The organism is Bradyrhizobium sp. BTAi1 (assembly GCF_000015165.1).
Lineage (GTDB): Bacteria > Pseudomonadota > Alphaproteobacteria > Rhizobiales > Xanthobacteraceae > Bradyrhizobium > Bradyrhizobium denitrificans.
The window spans coordinates 1,099,918-1,117,201 of sequence record NC_009485.1; the positions used below are offsets into that span (position 1 = coordinate 1,099,918).

Consider the following 17,284-nt stretch of genomic DNA (forward strand, 5'->3'; position numbering starts at 1 on the left):
CTGCAGGGCATGGGGCCGACCCACGCTCCCGCTCGTCCTGAGCTTTGAACGACGCGTTGTCGATCATGTGGCGTGCCGATCCTCAGACGCGGTGCCAGCGTTGAGCCAGGGAACACAGAAGCTCAGGAGCCTTGCTGCGCGAGGCGCTATCGTCCTGGTGATCGCGCGGCTTATCACGCGGGGGCTGGACCTCGTCACCCTGGTCGCGCTGGGGCGGCTGCTGTCGCCGACCGATTTCGGGCTCGTGGCGATTGCGATGTCGATCGTCCAGATCCTCGAGGCGATCCTGGAGTTGCCGCTGAGCCTCGCTCTGATGACGTTGTCGACCCGGACAAAGTCTCATTTCGATAGTGCCTTCACGTTGCAGCTTCTCAGAGGCTTGGTGCTGACCGGCATCGTGCTCGCGATCGCCTGGCCGCTGTCGCTGGTCTATGATGACCACCGGCTGATCTGGCTGCTGTTTGCGCTCGCGGCCGCGCCGGCGTCCCGGGGACTCATCAGTCCGCGGACCGTCGAATATGCGATCAAGTTCAACTATCTGCCCAGCCTGACGATGGACGTGGCGGGCAAATGCACCGCGCTGGCCGCGTCGGTCAGTGTCGCGTGGTTTACAGGGAGTTACTGGTCGATCGCGGTGGCGACGATCGCATCGCCCGTGACGATGCTGATTCTGTCCTACTGCTTCGCTCCCTACCGGCCGGCGTTTTCGCTCAAGGAATGGCGCACCTTCGAGAGCTATCTTCGCGCCTCGACCGCGGCCCAGCTGGTGGCGGCCGTGGTGTGGCAGATGGATCAATTGCTGCTGGGCCGTTTCGTCAGCCGGTCTGATCTCGGCCAGTTCTCGATGGCGTCCAATCTCGCTGTGCTGCCGCTCCAGGTGCTCGTGAACCAGATCACCAGTCCGCTGACCGTTGCATTCTCGGCGGTGAAGCAGGATCCGGACCGGCTGCGTGCCGCCTATCACAAGAGCGCGGTCGGGATCATGACGATCGGCCTGCCGATTCTTGTGTGGGTCAGCGTGAATTCGGACGCGATCGTTCGCCTCGTGATCGGCCAGAAATGGCTTGAAGCCGCGCCAATTCTGCATTGGCTTGCGCTTGGCATCATCCCATCCTTGTTCGTCGGGCCGCTGATGCCGTTGGCAACGACGCTCAATCGAACGGTCGCGTTCTTTCGGCTCAACCTTGCTGAGCTTTGCCTCAAGACCCCCTTGATGCTGGTCGCCATCGCTCATTATGGCATCGCCGGTGTTATCGCGGTGCGCTTGGTGACGGCGACGGCGGTAGCAGGATACGCCATGTATATGGTGCGCGGCTTTATCGGGCTGTCTCTGCGCGGACAATTGCTGGGGCCGTGGAGGGCCGCGGCGAGCGTCGCCATTGCCACTGCAGCGATGATCGGTGCCCAGCACGCGATTTCCGACGCCAATGATATGCTCAGCGTTGCCGTGAAGCTCGCCGCGGTCAGCGTGAGCGGTGCGATCTGCTATTGGGGCACGATGTTCGTGCTATGGAGCGCAGCGGGCCGTCCGGACGGCCTGGAGGACCATATCGTGAAAGTGGTCGGCGGATATTGGCGCAGGATTCATGCGTAGAGATTTTGCCTTGAGGGAACGAGACGTGTCCCCGCGGGTGTCAGGAGTATGACGATGCAATCGCGACCGATGAAGATCGGAGTGTTTGGGAATTTCGGGATCGGCAATTTCGGCAACGAGGCCACTTTCGCGGCCATGCTGGACACGCTGAAGCGCTTCAGGCCCGACGCGGAGTTGACCTGCATCTGCACCAACCCTGACCAGGTCAGGCAGGATTATGGGCTGCAGGCCGTCCCGCTCAATACGGCCGGGCGATCACCCCTCATGAGAAAGCTTTCCAACATCTGGTACGCCATTGAGGTCGTCAGAAAGCTCGACGTCCTGATCATACCGGGCACCGGCATTCTCAACGACTATTGTGCTCCGCCCTTCGGGCTGCCCTATACGCTTTTCAGGTGGTGTCTCGCCGCTCGTCTGTGCGGCACGCGTCTCGCCCTGGTCAGCATCGGAGCTGGTCCGCTGCATCACGGCTTGACGAAATGGTTCGTCCTGCGCTCTGCCGCGATGGCGACCTATCGCTCATACCGCAACGAATTCTCGAAAAACTATCTTGCCGGTCTCGGCTTTGATGTGAGCAACGATCCTGTCTATCCGGACCTGGCATTTGCGCTCCCGATCCCCTCGGCGCCGCCCCAGGCCGCCCCGGCACAGCGTCTCACCGTCTGTATCGGCGCCATGCACTATCAGGGATGGCGCGGACATCTGGAGACTGACGAGAACATCTACGAAACCTATCTTGGCAAATTGAGAGATTTTGCTTTGTGGCTGCTGGAGCGCGGCATGCGCGTCCAGTTGGTCATGGGCGATGAACGCGACTGGAGGGCGGTGTGCGACCTCCGCCAGGCGATCTCGGCGGCGCGCCCATCACTGCCGGACGACCTTGTCGTGGTGGAGCGGGCGGCCGGCTGGCAGGACGCGTTTCGGCAATTGCGTGCTGCCGACATCGTGGTGGCGACCAGGTTTCACACCCTGGTGTTCGCACTGATGCTGGGAAAGCCGACCATCTCGGTCGGCTATTCGGAGTATCACGCAGAGCTGATCGAGACGATGGGGCTCGGAGGCTTCGCTCAGCACAGCGAATCGATCGATCTGGAGGTTCTGATCAACCAGTTCTCGGAGCTGTCCTCGAACAGGGCCAAATACGAGCCGGTCATCATGCAGAGGGCAGAGACGGCGAGGAGCATGCTGGCCGATCAGGAGCAGAAGGTGATGCATCGCTTGTTCGGCCAGTCTTCGCAGCCGCTGGGCGCCACAAAAGATGTTGCGGTCTCCTGATCTGAGACATACAGCCGGCGCGACGCGGGGCTCCGCTGCAGACCATAACTTCGGGTGATGTGATGGGCGAGAGACTGCGAGCTCTGATGAGCCGGAGGACCTTCCATCTCGGCCTCGGAGCCGGCGTCCTTGCGGGCGCCGCCGGGCTTGTTGCTCTCCGGCCCCGCTTCCGCGCGGAGGCACAGCCGAGCCCTCAGACCTGCCGCGGAGCCGTGCCGACAACAGACAGCGGGACATGGCAGGCCATTGCGCGCCAGCCCGCGGCGCCCGTGACATTTCCGCTGCGTCCGGTCGTCGGCCAGCGCTTTCTCGTCGATGCCGCAGGACGGCCGTTCCTCCTGGTCGGCGACACCGCCTGGTCGCTGATCGCGCAGCTGAGCCGTGAGGATTGCGAGCTCTATCTGGACGACCGTCAGGCCAGGGGCTTCAACACCGTGCTTGTCAATCTGATCGAGCACAAATTCGCGGATCAGGCGCCGCGGAATATGTACGGCGACCGCCCGTTCGAGCCCGATGGAGATTTCTCGGCTCCCAATGACCGCTATTTCGATCATGCAGCCTGGGTTCTGAGCAGCGCGGCGAGGCGGGGGATCCTCGTCCTGCTGGCGCCGGCCTATCTCGGAACAGGAGGCGGCGACGAAGGTTGGTATCAAAAGATGCTGGCTTGCGGGCCGGACAAGCTGCGCGACTATGGTCGTTATGTCGGCAGACGCTTCCGGGACTTCGACAACATCATCTGGGTCGATGGCGGTGATTACGATCCTCCGGACGCGCGTCTCAGCCAGGCGGTCAGCGACGGCATTCGCGACATCATCCCGCATTCGACGCATACGGCGCATAATGCTCCGGATACCGATCCGGTCGACTTCTGGAAGGAGCGCGGAATCCCGGTCTCGATCGATGCGCTCTATACCTACGCGCCGATCACCGTTGCCGCCGAACCTCTGATCGCCAAGCACGACATGCCGTATCTTCTGATCGAGAGCAGGTACGAGAACGAGCACGACGGCACGGCGCTGCGGACCAGAATTCAGGCCTGGCAGGCGATGTTGTCGGGGGCGAGCGGGCAGGTGTTCGGAAATCATCCGATCTGGCATTACAATGCGCCGGCCGCTCACCCGCAGCCGATGCCCTGGAAGCAGGCGCTCGATAGCGCCGGCGCGCGCAGCATCAGCAGCATGCGCGACTTCCTGCTCGCATTGCCCTGGTCCAGGCTGGAGCCTGATCGGCAGAATCAACTGCTCGTCGGTGGCGTCCTCACCGGCCATTTTCGCGCAACGGCGGCGCGCTCACATGACAAGACGTTGGCGGTTGTCTACCTGCCGTCTCCACGCGAGGTCGTGCTCGATCTCACGCAGATGGCAACCAGCCATGTGGGCGTGCGTTGGTTCGATCCGGCGAATGGTCGGTTCTTCGGGGCAGAGCCTCAATCGTTGGCCGCCTCGAAGCAGCAAACCTTGAGAGCGCCGGCCTGTAGCGCAGACGGCGACTGGGTCTTGCTGCTTACAGCGTGACCCGCAGAAGAGGAAGCCGGTGTTTCGCAAAGATCAGCGGGACCGATGGGCTGCAGTCAGGCTCGATGAGTGCGCATCCCATGCCCGCGATGTTCGTAGCCATATTATTCGGGCTCACATTGTCGCCGCAGTTGAGCAGAGGGCAAACCGACCTGTGGCAAGTTGATGCACTTTGTCTGAAATGACGCGAAACGGGCGATGCGCTGGTTCCAGTGCGGAACTTCAAGCGATGTGAGACGTTGTTCAGCGAGGAGTTCATCATGTCCAGCATCGTCAAATTGGCCGGCGGCTGGGTGATCCTGAACGGGCTCGTTGTGGTCGCTCTCATGTGCCGGCGTTCTCGACCTGAAATACGGAAGTCACTATCAGATTGGGTCCTTAATCGTAGCTCTCGGGAGCACCCCGTGGTGCGTCGTCGGACGCAGGCTCCGTTACGGCGGTGACATTCGGACCGTTGTAGATCAAGCCTCGTCGCCGAGGTCGACCTCCTGTTGTCGGGCGACCACGACGGTGGAAAGAGCGGCCTGTGAGCGCTCACGATCGGCGCTGCCGTATCGCACGCCTTTGACGGCCCAATTGGGGCCGCCGCGCTCCTTGGGGGCGATCTTCTCGACGAACACTGCAAGGAAGCCTTCGCACTCCGGAGTGCTCGTGCGAACGGCCTCTGCGAGTTCCTGCTCGAGCGCGCTCCGCGCAATCGATTTCCGAGCCGACTTTTCAGTGCGTTTCAACATGAAAGGTCCCTAATGAAAATGACGTGCGTAAGTGGATGAGCCCCGTTCCTCCCAGTATGGCGAGCGTCTCACAACATGTCGCAGAATGCCCTCCATTGGAACGATTTTTTGCGCCTGCGGATCGAGCCGCGGGGCCTTTGAACAAGCGTTCCGAATAGCAGAATACCTGAAACCTATACGCTGGGGGTGGGGCGCGAGGTCGCAAGGCGCAGGAGTTCGTTCAAATAGAGATCCGCGCTGCGCTTCCACGAAAACAGCTCGGCCCGCTTTCGTCCCTGCGCCGAGAGGGAACGGCGCAGGTCGGGCGCCTGGCTCAGGCGGATGATGGCGTCCCGCCAGCCCTGTCCGTCATCGGGAGCGACATATAACACGGCGTCGCCGCCGACCTCCGTCAGGCTTGCCGCATTGGAGGATATGACCGGGCATCCTTTCGCCATCGCTTCCAATGGTGGAATTCCGAATCCCTCCGTCTTGGACGGGAATACAAGGCAGAGTGCGCCTTCATAGAGAGCCGCGAGCTGGTCATCCTCGACAAAGCCCAGATGATGGACATTGCGACGCGCCGCTGCTGGGCCGTCGGATGCAAAGATGGAAAACGCGCCCCCGGCCACGAGGATGTCAATGCCGGCGGCGTCGAGCGCATCGGCCTGCCGGATGATGACGTCCACATTCTTATGCTTTGCCGTACTGCCCAGCAGCAGCACATAGGGACGTGTCAGTTGCTGCAGGATCGGCAGGCGTGCCCGCGCGGAATCCCAGCGTAGCACGTGCTCGTGCCCGTTTGGAGCAATGAAGATCTTGTCGCGCCGGGTCACCCCGAACTTGACCAGCATGTCGGCCGAGAATTGTGAGACCGTGGCGACCCTCGCCGCCATCCTGCCCATGATGGGCAACAGCGTGCGGTAGGCGAGGCCGAATTTGCGGGAATAGCTGTCGGGAACGACGAAAGTGTTCGCATCGTGAATACAGACGATCTGCCGGCGTGCGAGGAGGGGTCCGAAATTCGCGAGGTTGAGCCCGACATCTGCCGCATGACGCGGCAGGGTGATCTGGTCCCAGACATGGCCCGAGCCGAATGTCGTGCGGACGAGCTCGATGCGTTGCAGATCGATAGGGTGCCTGGTCTGCGGCGGCACCACCAGGCTGAATGCCAGCGCCGCGTCCGGTTCTGTCGACAGAATCGCATCGAGCGCGCTGACGATCTCGTAGGCATAGCGCTGAACGCCTGTCATCGGCTGTGCGAGAAAGCGGCCATTGATGGCGCATCGTCTCGACGGCTTATCAGTTCTGAGCATCATCAACATCGTGTCCTGGAATTGCGCGAGACGCGCGCATGGTGTCTCTCAATGCCCGAAGCAAAGCGCTGGCGCCGTTGTGGGACGGCACGTCGCGATCGGATCATCGGACATCAGCATAGGATGTTTCGAGCGCTGTGCGGCAGGCCGCCTCGTCGAAATCGGAGCGTTTGGTGAACTCGGCCATTCGGCCATGCATCGCGACCAGTCTGCCAAACTGCTCCACCGCGCCGTAGTCGCGGCCTGCATAGTCATCGATCAGAAGCCTGGTGGCGGGGCCGATGTGCAGCAGGCTTTCGAGCGCGCAGGCGACCCGAAAGCGGCCATCGACCAGAATCAGGTCGGGAGTATCCGACAGCACGGCCCATGGGGCCCGCGGCAGGCGTTTCCATCTGGCTCGTCTTGCGGGGGTAGGACGGCCGAACACGGGATAGCTCCAGTCACGTGTCACGCCGATCCAAGGTGTCAGGATCGAGATCTCGGCCTCTGTCTCGGGCAGCGCTGCTCGAACGGCTTTGGCGAACATCGCGTCAGGCTCGACGCTGACCAGCCGAGAGACGTGGCTCGCTGCCATGATCGTCGAGCCTCCACTCCCATATTCAAGGTAGACGCGGCTGGATCGGATCGCCGCCGTGAAGAATTCCAGGCCGCCGCGGTCGAACGCAGGAATCGGGCTGACCGAACAACCGACGAGATGCTTGCGCGCGATGTGGCGGGCAGATCGGTAGTAATAATGGAGCCGGTGCAGATCCAAGTATCTTCACCTTACAGCGGGGGCGGCCTGCCGGATATCGCTGACGCACGAGGGACGGAATGGATACAGGAAGCAGTCCAATCCGATCGTGCCGCGCAGCCAGCCGGCAAGCATGCCTGTGAGAAGTCACGACCGACAACCCTTACTCAGGGCTTGTTGTTGCATTCGGAGTAGAACGACCCGTTCACGGCGTCGGTGCGCTCGAGGCATTGGGCCAATTCGGTCACCGCGCCGGCCACCGTGAAGTCATAGGCCTGCTCACGGAAGGCCAGCACATAGCGTCCGGGCGGCAGCGCGAAATCGACCTTTTCGGATTGGGCGAGCAGCATTTCCGGATGGCCGGCCACCGGCCGTAGTCTCAGCTCGTAGGATTTGTTGCGGATGTTCCAGGCATCCGTGACCGGGGTCACCACCAATTTGCCCTTTGCATCGAACGACAGCGCCCGGGTCACGCGCGCGACCACCCGCACCTCCAGACGTTCCGGCGCGTTGCCGGCGAGATCGCGCCGGAACAGCAGGAAGCGGACCTTGCCGTCCGGAAGCGTGGTGCGGCTCGGTTGATTGATGGGTGTCGAGATCGAGATCCGCTTGTCGGGGACGCGTTCGGGAAGCAGCTCGAGCTCCTTCAGATCGTCGCCGGCGATGGCATAGATGCCGTAGTCGCCGGGGACCGGAAACCCGAGCGAGGGGGGCGGCGGCGGGGCCGGGCTCGCGACCGGTGCAGGCGGCGCGGTGCTCGGGGCTGCCACGCTCGGTGCCGGGTTTGCAGGCCCGCTGCTTTGCAGCGCAACAGGGATCTCGCGGCGTCCCCAAATCGCGTCGCGCTGGAGAATGATCGTCAGGATGCCGCCGATCAGGGCCGCGCTCAGGGCGAAGCGCGCGAGGCTGGAGAGCAAGCCCTCCCGCGCCTGAATGTACATGACGTCCGGGGCCCAGCGCGCCCGCGCCGGAACGATGATGTCCTCGGTGGCCGGAGTGATGGGCAATTGCGTTGCGGGGAGGGGCGTGACCGGCTCCGCCGGCGGGGCGGACTCATGAGAAAGCTGGGCTGCGGGCGGTGGCGGCGGAGCCAGCCCTTCCCGTTCGGTGCGGCGCGCCTCGAACCGCTCGACACCTTGGATGGCGGTCTCCAGCGCAGCCACGAGTCGCTCCTGCTCGGTGGAATCCATCCACGAGCTCTGATCCTTGAGGCGCGCCCGGGCGAAATCGTAGACGGTCAGGCGGAGTTCGGCCGGATCCTCCGTCAGACGGGTGATCATCCGCTGCAGAGTCAGGGCGTATTCGATCTCCTGTGCAAACGGAGAAACCGCCTTGTCCTTATCGACACTCGACAATTCGGGATTCATCGCCTGTCCTTACCCCCTAGACGGCGAACATAACCGTAGATTGCTCCCAAGCACAGAGGGAGGCCACCACTTCGTCATATTCAGCGTCAATGGGCCTGGGCGGCTTTGCCAGAAGCGTCAGATTCGTATAGTCTCACCACGAATAATGCGCTTCTTTGATTGGGGGATGAAGACGATGCACGCCAAGTTCAAAATTGCGACCGCGGTGGCAGTCGCGATCGCTGCAATGGCGCTATCCAATCCGGCTTCGGCGCGTCATCGGCTTTATCCGCTCACGCAGTGCGGTCCGAACCTCGACCATCTGTGCCCGCTGCATGGTTCATTCGAGGGCGCCCCTTTCCACTATAATCTCGCCATTCACCCAAGCTGCATCAAGACGGTGCCCGTCCAGACCGCCTATGGCATCGAACGCCGCCGCGCGGTCGTCTGCGGAGCGCCGGCGCGCGAAATGATCTGGTGGTGGTGAGGCACGACCTCGACTGTCACCACCGATGACTATCTGCTCGTCGCTTGCGCGGGTGTGCGGTTCGTCGTCGAAGGTTGCGATGGCGTGTTCCTGATGGGCCCGTTGTTGATCGGGCCCTGGTTGATTCCCTGCTGGGAGTAGGGCGCATTTTCACGCCGAAGATTCCCATAGGCGTCTCTTTGCGGTGTAACCCCATTTTGAGCTGTGGCCGAGCCTGCGAAAGCCCCCAGCCACAGCACAATGAGACTGCCTTTTGTCAGCGCGCTCAAATTCTTAACTCCCCGTCCAGCCAGGATATCCGGTGCTGTCAAGCGTACCAGCTTGATAGACACGAGGCGAGACGATCCTTAACGTCGGGCCGCGCGAGTCGTCGGAAAGCTAACTTGGGTTGCCTCGATAGCTGATCGCAGGAGCTCGCGATCGAGTCGGGAGCTGTCGATGGAATGGGTCTTGTTCGTCTCGTTGCAGTGGATCGTGTTTGGAAGCCCGACTCAGCCGACGACCCAGGTCATCGACTCATTCCCCAACGAACAACTCTGCAACAAGGCTGCCGACGCGATCAGGGCGGAGCTCAACAATCCGGTCGGCGGTCAACAGCGCCTTCAGACGGTAGGCCGGGTCGTCTGTTTCATGAGGAAAGACGGCGTGCCCCCCGCCCGCTGAGTTCGATATCCCGCCGCATGATCGCCGATCCGCTTGTCGGGACGGGCTGCCTCTCTGTTGGTCAGATAACCTAGGCTTCTGCTCAGTTCTTACGCAGCGTATGGCCCGCAGTCAGGATAATCAGCATCGCCAGGCACATGACGAGGGCCGCTGATCGGATCTCCTCGCGCGAAAAGCCGGCGTAAACATGGGCGGTGTGCCTAAAGAAGGCAGCGCTCAGAACCGCGGCGCCGAGCGCCATAGCAACATGCTTGAAGCGGGAGTTGAGGGCAGCAATCATTGGCAGGTACTTCAGGTTGTTTTCGACGTGATACGCCCTATTAACTATGTCAAAGCTGGCGCAGATATGGCAGCCCTGCCATAGAGCTCGCCTACCGCGGTCACCATTCAGCAGCTTCAGCGCGCCAAGGACGGCGCAACTGTGCAAAATTGAGTGTAAACCGATGACTTTATGCGGTTCAACACAATTAACGGGCGGTGCCGGGAGCCCAGATCGCCTCCCGGTATAGGAGGTATGCGGCGAGCGCAGCTCTAATCTTGGGCAGGAAACCTGTGACCACGTAGAGAGCTTTGGTGGTCAGATGCGCGCCGGGGACGAAGTTACCGGTCGGCATCGTCCTTCGCAGATGCGAACGCGATCAGAACGCGTTCCTCTTTCGCACCACTTCGAAGAAGGTCTTCATGATGATCTGAACATCGAGCCAGAGGCTCCAATTGTTGATGTACCAGAGGTCCATCTCGACGCGCCGGGAAATCAGATCAAGCGAGGGGGTCGCGCCGCGAAGACCATTCACTTGCGCCCAGCCGGTCATCCCTGGCTTGACGTGATGCCTGAACGCATAATCCTGCAGCAGGCGCTCGAACTGATTGTCATGGGCGATGGCGTGAGGACGCGGCCCGACCAGGGACATGTCGCCGCGCAACACGTTGACCAGCTGTGGCAGCTCATCGATGCTGGCGCTGCGGAGATAGGCTCCGATGCGCGTGACCCGCGGATCGTTCCGCGTCGCCTGGGTTACAGTGTCGCCGTTCTCCAGCACGGTCATCGTCCGGAACTTGAACATCACGAATTGCCGGCCATTGAAGCCCTTTCTGTTCTGCAGAAAGAACACCGGCCCCTTTCCGTCGAGTTTGATCAAGATCGCGGTCAACGCGATGATCGGACTCAACAGGATCAGCGCGGTGAGCCCGATGACGATGTCCATCATGCGCTTCACGCCACGCTCCACGGCGCTCAGCGGCGCGCGCTGGATCTCCAGCGAGACGACGCGCTGCTGGGCAGACGGCGCGTAATCGCTCAAGGCGCGAATCTGTTTGTCCGGCAGCAGCCGAACTGACACCGGGAACGCCTTCATCTGCTGGCGCAGGTACTCCAGCCGCTCCGGCGAGTTCCAGGGGATCACGAGCAGGACTTCCGTCACGTCGTGTTCCTGCATGAATTTCGCGGCGGTCGCCACGGCTTTGAGATCGCCGGCCTTCTGATTCGCCGGGTCCGACGCCGCACTCAGCGCGATTCGATGAACTTCGGCGGCGCCAAACAGAACCAGCAGATCTCTCGGCTCGAGCGCGTCCAACTCCTGTGGGGCGCCGAGAAGAATCAGGTCGCGTCGGCCGATCACGCCACGGACAACTGCATCTTCGAGCAGGTACTTTGCCAATTTCCTGCCAGCGAGCAGCCCTGCTGGCGCCGCGGCGAGAAACAACAGGAATGCGCCTCTGGAGAACGCGGTGCCGATCTTGAACAGGAACGCAAAGAACGCCAGCATCAGCGCTGTCGTGAGCCAGGAGAACATGATCTCGAGGAACTCGACCGCGGGCTTCGCTGCGCTTTCCAGATCGTAGTAGGCGAGGCCGCTCAGTCGCACGATGTGGAGAAAGCTCGCGGCGAGGCCCAGCGCAAAATACGCGGATAGGTCGGGGATGGGGGTGTCAGTCAGCCAATGATAGGCGAAGCACGCGGACAAACTCGCGATCAGAATGATCGCCGCGTCTGCGGTGGCGAGGACGTAGGTGATCGCCTGGCTTGGAAGCGGAGCTTGGGCTCTCGCAACCGCTGAGGTCGCAACCTCTTGCTCCGGATCGCGAACCTCTGACCGCATCGACATCAAAGAACCATTCCGCATTCAAAAGGTGAGTAGTCAGTCTGATCTCAACTTTCAGAAGTAATTTTCCACCAATGCGGGCAGACTAATCTTGAGGGGATTGCAATGCAACCTCATGTGTGGCGGAGACCGGTATTTGGAATGGCGTAATGGCGATCTCAGGACCTTTGTTCCCCATTCGACACAGTTGGCGACGTGCTCTTGCATCGCCATTGACCGACATTATTCAGCTCTGCTGATTGCATCGTGGCCGCTCGCCCCTGTCGAAGGAGGCTGCGGGTGACGTCGAACTGATCCGTCGTTCTCTGCACGCAGCTGGGCCGATGACCGCGAGGGGACGCGTCAACTGATGATCTTCGCTGGCAATTCGTCCTCGTAGGAGGGGGCGATGGGGAATTGCCGCCGCGGCGATCCGCGCTTGCTTCTCGAAAGCGGCGGCTTCCGCTTCCGAAATTCAGTGACGTTCGGCTCCGCGCTCCTGCAGACGCTCGAGGTTTGTGGTATTTTTATCACAGGCACGGTGATTGCGAGATCGAAGCACAGATCCGCACCGATGGACGCGGCGGACAGCGCGCCCGCGGATTGGTGGACCGCGCGATGATGATCGGCCCTACGGGCGAGGGCTGGCCTGATCTACGGCTCTTGGTATAAGTCGGCACGGTCCTCAGCGACCGTAAGGCCATTTATCATCTCGTTGCGAGACTGGAATGCATATTGAGCGCTATCCGATATTGGGCATTCTGTCTCTCACCCCTGTGAAGCACGGCGATGCGCGTGGCTTCTTTTCCGAGGTGTATCGACGGGAGATCGCTTCCGCAGCAGGTCTGCCGGTCGATTTCGTTCAGGAGAACCACGTCTTCTCGGCCCAACGCGGCGTGCTGCGTGGGCTGCATTTCCAGCGTCCGCCGCGCGCGCAGGGCAAGCTCGTACGTTGTATCCGCGGTGCCATCTTGGACGTGGCGGTCGATATCAGAACGGGATCTCCGACCTTCGGGCGTCATGTTGCCGTCGAACTGTCCTCCGCCAATTGGACGCAATTATGGGTCCCCGAAGGCTTTGCGCACGGCTATGCGGTGCTGGAGGCGCCTTGCGAGGTTCTCTACAAAGTCACCGACTATTGGGCTCCGTCCTCCGAGCTTGGTCTTGCGTGGGACGATCCTGATCTCGGCATCGATTGGCGCCTGGGCCGCGACGAGGTGATCCTGTCCGACAAGGATCGCGTGCATCCTCGGCTTTCCGGCCTTGCCCCGGTTTTTCAGTTTTCTGAGAAGACATCCTCATGAAGATCATCGTTACAGGCGGGGCCGGTTTCATCGGCTCGGCGGTCTGCCGTCATCTCGTAGCCGATCTCGGACATGCGGTCCTCGTGCTCGACAAGCTGACCTATGCGGGGAACACCGCGTCGTTGGCGCCGGTGATGTCGAGCCCGAGCTTTTCGTTCGAGCAGGTCGACATCTGCGAACGGCAGAAGGTGGAGCAGGCGTTTGCGAGCTTCGCTCCGGATGCCATCATCCATCTCGCCGCGGAAACCCATGTCGATCGTTCGATCGATGGTCCTGATCATTTCATTCAGACCAACCTGGTTGGCACCTTTACGCTGCTGGAGGTGGCGCGCCGATATCTCAACGGAGCGGGCCGCGCGAAGGCAGACCAGTTTCGCTTCATCCATGTCTCGACCGACGAAGTCTTCGGTTCGCTTGGCGAGGAGGGGCTGTTCACGGAAACCACCGCTTACGATCCAAGCTCGCCCTATTCGGCCAGCAAGGCCGGATCGGATCATCTGGCGCGGGCCTGGCACCGGACCTACGGGCTGCCGGTCATCGTCTCGAACTGCTCCAACAATTATGGACCGTATCAGTTTCCGGAAAAGCTCATCCCGCTGATGATTCTGAACGCGCTGCATGCGCAGCCGCTGCCGGTCTATGGCGATGGTGGCAACATTCGTGACTGGCTGTTCGTCGATGATCACGCGCGCGCGCTGGTCGCGCTGCTCGAACGCGGTGTCCCGGGAGCGACCTACAATATCGGAGGACGGACGGAACGCCGCAACATCGATGTGGTCAGGCAGATCTGTCAGTGTCTCGACCGGCTGCGTCCCGCCGGAGGTCCCCACGAACGCCTGCTGACCTTCGTGGCGGATCGGCCCGGCCATGATCGTCGCTATGCGCTCGACTGCAGCAAGCTGGAAGGCGAGCTCGGTTGGAAGGCGCAGGAGACGTTCGAGACCGGGATCGAGAAGACCGTGCGCTGGTATCTCGACCGTTCGGATTGGTGGATGCCGCTTCGCGATGTTTATCGCGGCGAGCGGATTGGCGTATCGAGGTAGGTCTTGAAGTCGACGCGGCTATATGTCCTCGGACGGCACGGGCAGGTCGCCAGGGCGCTCCAGGAAGCATCCGAGGCGCAGCCTGACCTGGTCGTAGGCTTTGGCGGGCGCGACGCGTTCGATATCGCGGATACCGATGCTGTCCTGCAGGCCTTGCACGGCTTCCAGCCTGACATCGTGATCAACCCCGCCGCCTATACGGCGGTCGATCGCGCGGAAGAGGACGCGGCGGCCGCCTATCATGTCAACCGGGATGGTGCGAGAGCGGTCGCTGAAGCAAGCGCGCGCCTGGAGATCCCGACCATCCATCTGTCGACCGACTATGTTTTCGACGGCGCGAAGCCGGCTCCCTATGTGGAGGATGACGCGCCTGCTCCGATCAACGTCTATGGTGCCTCGAAGCTTGCAGGCGAGCTTGCGGTCGCCGCCGCGAACCGCCGGCATGTCATCCTGAGAACCGCCTGGGTGTATTCGCCATTCGGCCAGAACTTCGTTCGGACGATGCTCCGGCTTGCAAGCAGCCGCGACACGTTGCGGGTCGTGAACGATCAGGTCGGCTGCCCGACCTCGGCACTCGACATCGCGCGAGCCATTCTTGCGATCGCGCGCAGGATCGACCGCGCCGGCTGGACGAACGAGTTTGGCGGCGTCACGCATATTGCCGGTCCCGACGTCGTCACGTGGTACGATTTCGCCTGCAGCATCATGCGGGTCGCGGCCGCGCACGGTGCGCGGACGGCGCGCATCGAGCCGATCCCGACGCGCGATTATCCCACGCCGGCGCGCCGGCCCGCCAATTCGCGCTTGTCATGCGATCGCCTGACGGCGGTCTTTGGAGTTTCCATGCCGTCGCTTGAGGCATCACTTTCGGAGTGCGTCTCGCGCCTGATCGCCACCGGAAGCTGACGAAGGAGATGAACGTGAAGGGAATCATTCTGGCGGGCGGCAGCGGAACGCGCCTGTATCCGATGACGCTGGCGATCTCCAAGCAGTTGCTGCCGATCTACGACAAGCCGATGATCTATTATCCGCTGACGACGCTGATGCTCGCCGGCATTCGCCAGATCCTCATCATATCGACGCCGGAGGATCTGCCGCGGTTCGAAGCGCTGCTCGGCAGCGGCGAGCGCTTGGGCCTGGAACTGTCCTACGCGGTCCAGCAGCGCCCGGCCGGGCTCGCGGAAGCCTATATTATCGGCGCCGACTTCGTGGATGGCGTTTCGTCGGCGCTCATTCTCGGTGACAACATCTTCTATGGCCACGGACTTCCCGAGATGCTGTCGCGCGCCGCTTCGCGAACGCAGGGTGCGACGGTCTTTGCCTATCGCGTCGCGGACCCGCAGCGCTACGGCGTCGTCGGCTTCGACGAGTCCGGGCGCGCGAGCTCGATCGAGGAAAAGCCGGCCGTTCCCAAATCGAATTTCGCGGTCACCGGCCTGTACTTCTATGATAGCGAGGCCGCGAAGATCGCGTCCGGGCTGCGGCCTTCGGCGCGCGGCGAGCTGGAGATTACCGATCTCAATCGCGTCTATCTGGAGCGCGGCCTGCTCGATGTCGAATTGATGGGGCGCGGCTTCGCCTGGCTTGACACCGGGACGCCGGACAGCCTGCTGGCCGCATCCGATTTCGTGGCGTCGCTCGAGCGCCGCCAGGGGCTCCGGATCGCCTGCCCCGAGGAGATCGCGTTCAATTGCGGCTTCATCGATCGTCAGCAGCTGGAGCGTCTCGGCGAGGCGCTGGGCAAGTGCGATTACGGCCGCTATCTGCTGTCCATCGCCAGATCTGACCAGGCCGAGCGGCGGTAAGGGATTTCATCATAGCCTCCAGCGGGTTCCGTAGCGGCTTAACGCTGCAGAATTTACCATGCGGAACAATAGTGGTGCTGGACCGGCACGCCGGGCTGCTACATCTTGCAGCGCGTGATGAGCGTGCGGCCTGGGGTGCTTTAACCTGTGTTAAGGGCCCGGGCCGCGGATATGGTTTCGCCGAAAATTCGTTAGAACCTATTGGCCGCTTTGCGCGGCAAATTGCCGGGTCTGTAAGGAATCCGAGTTTGATGCAGCGGGATTTGCAGATTGATTGCGAGTTTACGCTCGCCTTGAACAATCGCACGGGGAAGTACTTCCTTTGTCGCGACATGATCGAGGCGTGCGCCGATTTGATCTCCCGCCAGTTGTTCTGGCGTTTGCCTTCGGCCAAGGTACCGCCGCGGACCATGTCGCGCATCCTGGGACGTCTGGCCCGCATCGAGGTCTCGTTTCGGACACAGCATCCCTGGACTTATCGCGTGTTTCCGGCGATGCGTGGACGGCGGCCGGTGTTCTTCACTGATCCGCGTGAATGCGTGCTGTATCGTCTCCGACGCTACGACGTCGTGCTGTGCCACGATATGGGGCCCATCACCCATCCCGAGCTCTACGCGCCCGGTGTGCGTGAGATCTATTCGGCAGCCTTCGAGCGCATCAAGGCGGCTCGTCCGCTGATCATCTTTGTCAGCGAAGCCTCGAAGAACGATTTCATTCGGCTCTATGGCGACGACTTCCCGTTGCTTGCCGTTGCTCATCCGCCGATCAGATCAGACCTCGACGATGCCGAAGAGGAGGAGATTCCAAATCTGCCCTCTCGGTTCCTGCTGACCGTCGGAAGCATCGGCGCGCGCAAAAACCACGCGCGCGCGATCGCGGCCTACGCCATGTCAGGACTGGCCGACGAGGGCTGCGCCTATGTCATCTGTGGCGGCCCGGAACCGGGCGCAGAGGCCGTCGAAGCCGCCGCCCGCGACACCAAGGGCGTTCACCTCTGCGGCTATGTCAATGACCGCCAGCTTCGTTGGCTGTATCGGCACGCCCGCGGGTTCGTGCTGCCGAGCATCTTGGAAGGCTTCGGTTTGCCGGCCGCCGAGGCCATCAATCGTGCACTGGTGCCGCTGGTTGGCGCAGGAGGCGCCTTGCACGAGGTGACCGGCGATTCCGCCGTGCTGGTCGATCCGCTCGATGTCGGTCAGATCGCCGCCGGCATGAGAACGCTCGTCACCATGGATGATCAGGAGCGGGCGGCGCGCCTGGCCGCCATGAAAGCCAATATCGGTCGCTTTTCGAGCGAGGCGGCGGTGTCCGCCTGGCGCAGGGCGATCCAGCAATCCATCGCAAGCTGGCGATCAGACAAGGGAGGTCCGGGCTGATCGGCCCTGACTACGAAGCGACCCCGGGGGTACT

General features: G+C 62.0%; 16 protein-coding genes. 10 read left to right on the top strand and 6 right to left on the bottom strand.

Annotation, left to right across the window (positions count from 1 at the left end; all coding sequences use genetic code 11):
• Nucleotides 1-91 precede the first annotated feature (91 nt).
• From BBTA_RS04985 to BBTA_RS04995, 3 genes are all read left to right on the top strand, one after another.
• Nucleotides 92-1,594: an oligosaccharide flippase family protein gene (locus BBTA_RS04985; RefSeq protein WP_041750344.1), complete on the top strand. Its 1,503-nt coding sequence runs from the start codon at nt 92-94 to the stop codon at nt 1,592-1,594.
• Nucleotides 1,595-1,663: 69 nt separating this feature from the next.
• Nucleotides 1,664-2,869: a polysaccharide pyruvyl transferase family protein gene (locus BBTA_RS04990; protein ID WP_168167868.1), complete on the top strand. Its 1,206-nt coding sequence runs from the start codon at nt 1,664-1,666 to the stop codon at nt 2,867-2,869.
• Between the two features lie 269 nt (nt 2,870-3,138).
• Nucleotides 3,139-4,383 carry a DUF4038 domain-containing protein gene (locus BBTA_RS04995; protein WP_012041357.1) on the top strand — a complete coding sequence of 415 codons (1,245 nt, stop codon included), beginning with the start codon at nt 3,139-3,141 and terminating at the stop codon, nt 4,381-4,383.
• Nucleotides 4,384-4,844: 461 nt separating this feature from the next.
• Here BBTA_RS04995 and BBTA_RS05000 read toward each other — a convergent pair whose 3' ends face one another.
• From BBTA_RS05000 to BBTA_RS05015, 4 genes are all read right to left on the bottom strand, one after another.
• Nucleotides 4,845-5,117 carry a hypothetical protein gene (locus BBTA_RS05000; protein WP_012041358.1) on the bottom strand — a complete coding sequence of 91 codons (273 nt, stop codon included), beginning with the start codon at nt 5,115-5,117 and terminating at the stop codon, nt 4,845-4,847.
• A gap of 173 nt (nt 5,118-5,290) precedes the next feature.
• Nucleotides 5,291-6,415 carry a glycosyltransferase family 1 protein gene (locus BBTA_RS05005; protein ID WP_168167869.1) on the bottom strand — a complete coding sequence of 375 codons (1,125 nt, stop codon included), beginning with the start codon at nt 6,413-6,415 and terminating at the stop codon, nt 5,291-5,293.
• A gap of 100 nt (nt 6,416-6,515) precedes the next feature.
• The gene (locus BBTA_RS05010) at nt 6,516-7,166 is read right to left on the bottom strand and encodes a hypothetical protein (protein WP_012041360.1); all 651 of its coding nucleotides are present in this window, start codon (nt 7,164-7,166) and stop codon (nt 6,516-6,518) included.
• A gap of 146 nt (nt 7,167-7,312) precedes the next feature.
• Nucleotides 7,313-8,308 (bottom strand): hypothetical protein, encoded by a 996-nt coding sequence (locus BBTA_RS05015; RefSeq protein ID WP_244424348.1) that lies wholly within the window; start codon nt 8,306-8,308, stop codon nt 7,313-7,315.
• 370 nt (nt 8,309-8,678) lie between these two features.
• Between BBTA_RS05015 and BBTA_RS05020 the strand changes: the two genes are divergently transcribed.
• On the top strand, nt 8,679-8,978 hold the full coding sequence (locus tag BBTA_RS05020; protein ID WP_148221395.1) for a hypothetical protein: 300 nt from the start codon (nt 8,679-8,681) through the stop codon (nt 8,976-8,978).
• A gap of 438 nt (nt 8,979-9,416) precedes the next feature.
• Complete coding sequence (locus tag BBTA_RS05025) at nt 9,417-9,641, top strand: hypothetical protein (RefSeq protein ID WP_012041364.1); 225 nt, start codon at nt 9,417-9,419, stop codon at nt 9,639-9,641.
• An 82-nt stretch (nt 9,642-9,723) separates the two neighbouring features.
• Here the strand turns inward: BBTA_RS05025 and BBTA_RS39855 are convergent, their stop codons facing one another.
• Complete coding sequence (locus BBTA_RS39855) at nt 9,724-9,921, bottom strand: hypothetical protein (RefSeq protein WP_148221396.1); 198 nt, start codon at nt 9,919-9,921, stop codon at nt 9,724-9,726.
• A gap of 358 nt (nt 9,922-10,279) precedes the next feature.
• A complete protein-coding gene (locus tag BBTA_RS05035) occupies nt 10,280-11,746 on the bottom strand; it encodes an undecaprenyl-phosphate glucose phosphotransferase (RefSeq protein ID WP_244424352.1) in 1,467 nt (488 codons plus the stop codon).
• A gap of 704 nt (nt 11,747-12,450) precedes the next feature.
• On the opposite strand from BBTA_RS05035, the gene rfbC reads away from it, so the two are divergent.
• The 5 genes from rfbC to BBTA_RS05065 all read left to right on the top strand — a co-directional run bounded on the left by rfbC (nt 12,451) and on the right by BBTA_RS05065 (nt 17,250).
• A complete protein-coding gene (gene rfbC / locus BBTA_RS05045) occupies nt 12,451-13,026 on the top strand; it encodes a dTDP-4-dehydrorhamnose 3,5-epimerase (protein WP_012041369.1) in 576 nt (191 codons plus the stop codon).
• Entirely contained in the window at nt 13,023-14,069 is a 1,047-nt protein-coding gene (gene rfbB, locus BBTA_RS05050) for a dTDP-glucose 4,6-dehydratase (protein WP_012041370.1), read from the top strand. The genes rfbC and rfbB overlap by 4 nt, the downstream gene beginning before the upstream one ends.
• Before the next feature lie 3 nt (nt 14,070-14,072).
• On the top strand, nt 14,073-14,975 hold the full coding sequence (gene rfbD, locus BBTA_RS05055) for a dTDP-4-dehydrorhamnose reductase (RefSeq protein ID WP_012041371.1): 903 nt from the start codon (nt 14,073-14,075) through the stop codon (nt 14,973-14,975).
• An 8-nt stretch (nt 14,976-14,983) separates the two neighbouring features.
• Nucleotides 14,984-15,874 (top strand): glucose-1-phosphate thymidylyltransferase RfbA, encoded by an 891-nt coding sequence (gene rfbA, locus BBTA_RS05060; RefSeq protein ID WP_012041372.1) that lies wholly within the window; start codon nt 14,984-14,986, stop codon nt 15,872-15,874.
• A gap of 74 nt (nt 15,875-15,948) precedes the next feature.
• Nucleotides 15,949-17,250 carry a glycosyltransferase family 1 protein gene (locus BBTA_RS05065; RefSeq protein ID WP_244424354.1) on the top strand — a complete coding sequence of 434 codons (1,302 nt, stop codon included), beginning with the start codon at nt 15,949-15,951 and terminating at the stop codon, nt 17,248-17,250.
• Nucleotides 17,251-17,284: the final 34 nt, after the last annotated feature.

Excerpts from the sequence above, each read along its gene's own strand:
- BBTA_RS04990 (WP_168167868.1), top strand. The coding sequence starts at position 1,664 with ATGAAGATCGGAGTGTTTGGGAATTTCGGGATCGGCAATTTCGGCAAC.
- BBTA_RS05000 (WP_012041358.1), bottom strand. The coding sequence starts at position 5,117 with ATGTTGAAACGCACTGAAAAGTCGGCTCGGAAATCGATTGCGCGGAGC.
- BBTA_RS05005 (WP_168167869.1), bottom strand. The coding sequence starts at position 6,415 with ATGATGCTCAGAACTGATAAGCCGTCGAGACGATGCGCCATCAATGGC.
- BBTA_RS05020 (WP_148221395.1), top strand. The coding sequence starts at position 8,679 with ATGAAGACGATGCACGCCAAGTTCAAAATTGCGACCGCGGTGGCAGTC.
- BBTA_RS05025 (WP_012041364.1), top strand. The coding sequence starts at position 9,417 with ATGGAATGGGTCTTGTTCGTCTCGTTGCAGTGGATCGTGTTTGGAAGC.
- BBTA_RS39855 (WP_148221396.1), bottom strand. The coding sequence starts at position 9,921 with ATGATTGCTGCCCTCAACTCCCGCTTCAAGCATGTTGCTATGGCGCTC.
- BBTA_RS05035 (WP_244424352.1), bottom strand. The coding sequence starts at position 11,746 with ATGTCGATGCGGTCAGAGGTTCGCGATCCGGAGCAAGAGGTTGCGACC.
- rfbC (WP_012041369.1), top strand. The coding sequence starts at position 12,451 with ATGCATATTGAGCGCTATCCGATATTGGGCATTCTGTCTCTCACCCCT.
- rfbB (WP_012041370.1), top strand. The coding sequence starts at position 13,023 with ATGAAGATCATCGTTACAGGCGGGGCCGGTTTCATCGGCTCGGCGGTC.
- rfbA (WP_012041372.1), top strand. The coding sequence starts at position 14,984 with ATGAACGTGAAGGGAATCATTCTGGCGGGCGGCAGCGGAACGCGCCTG.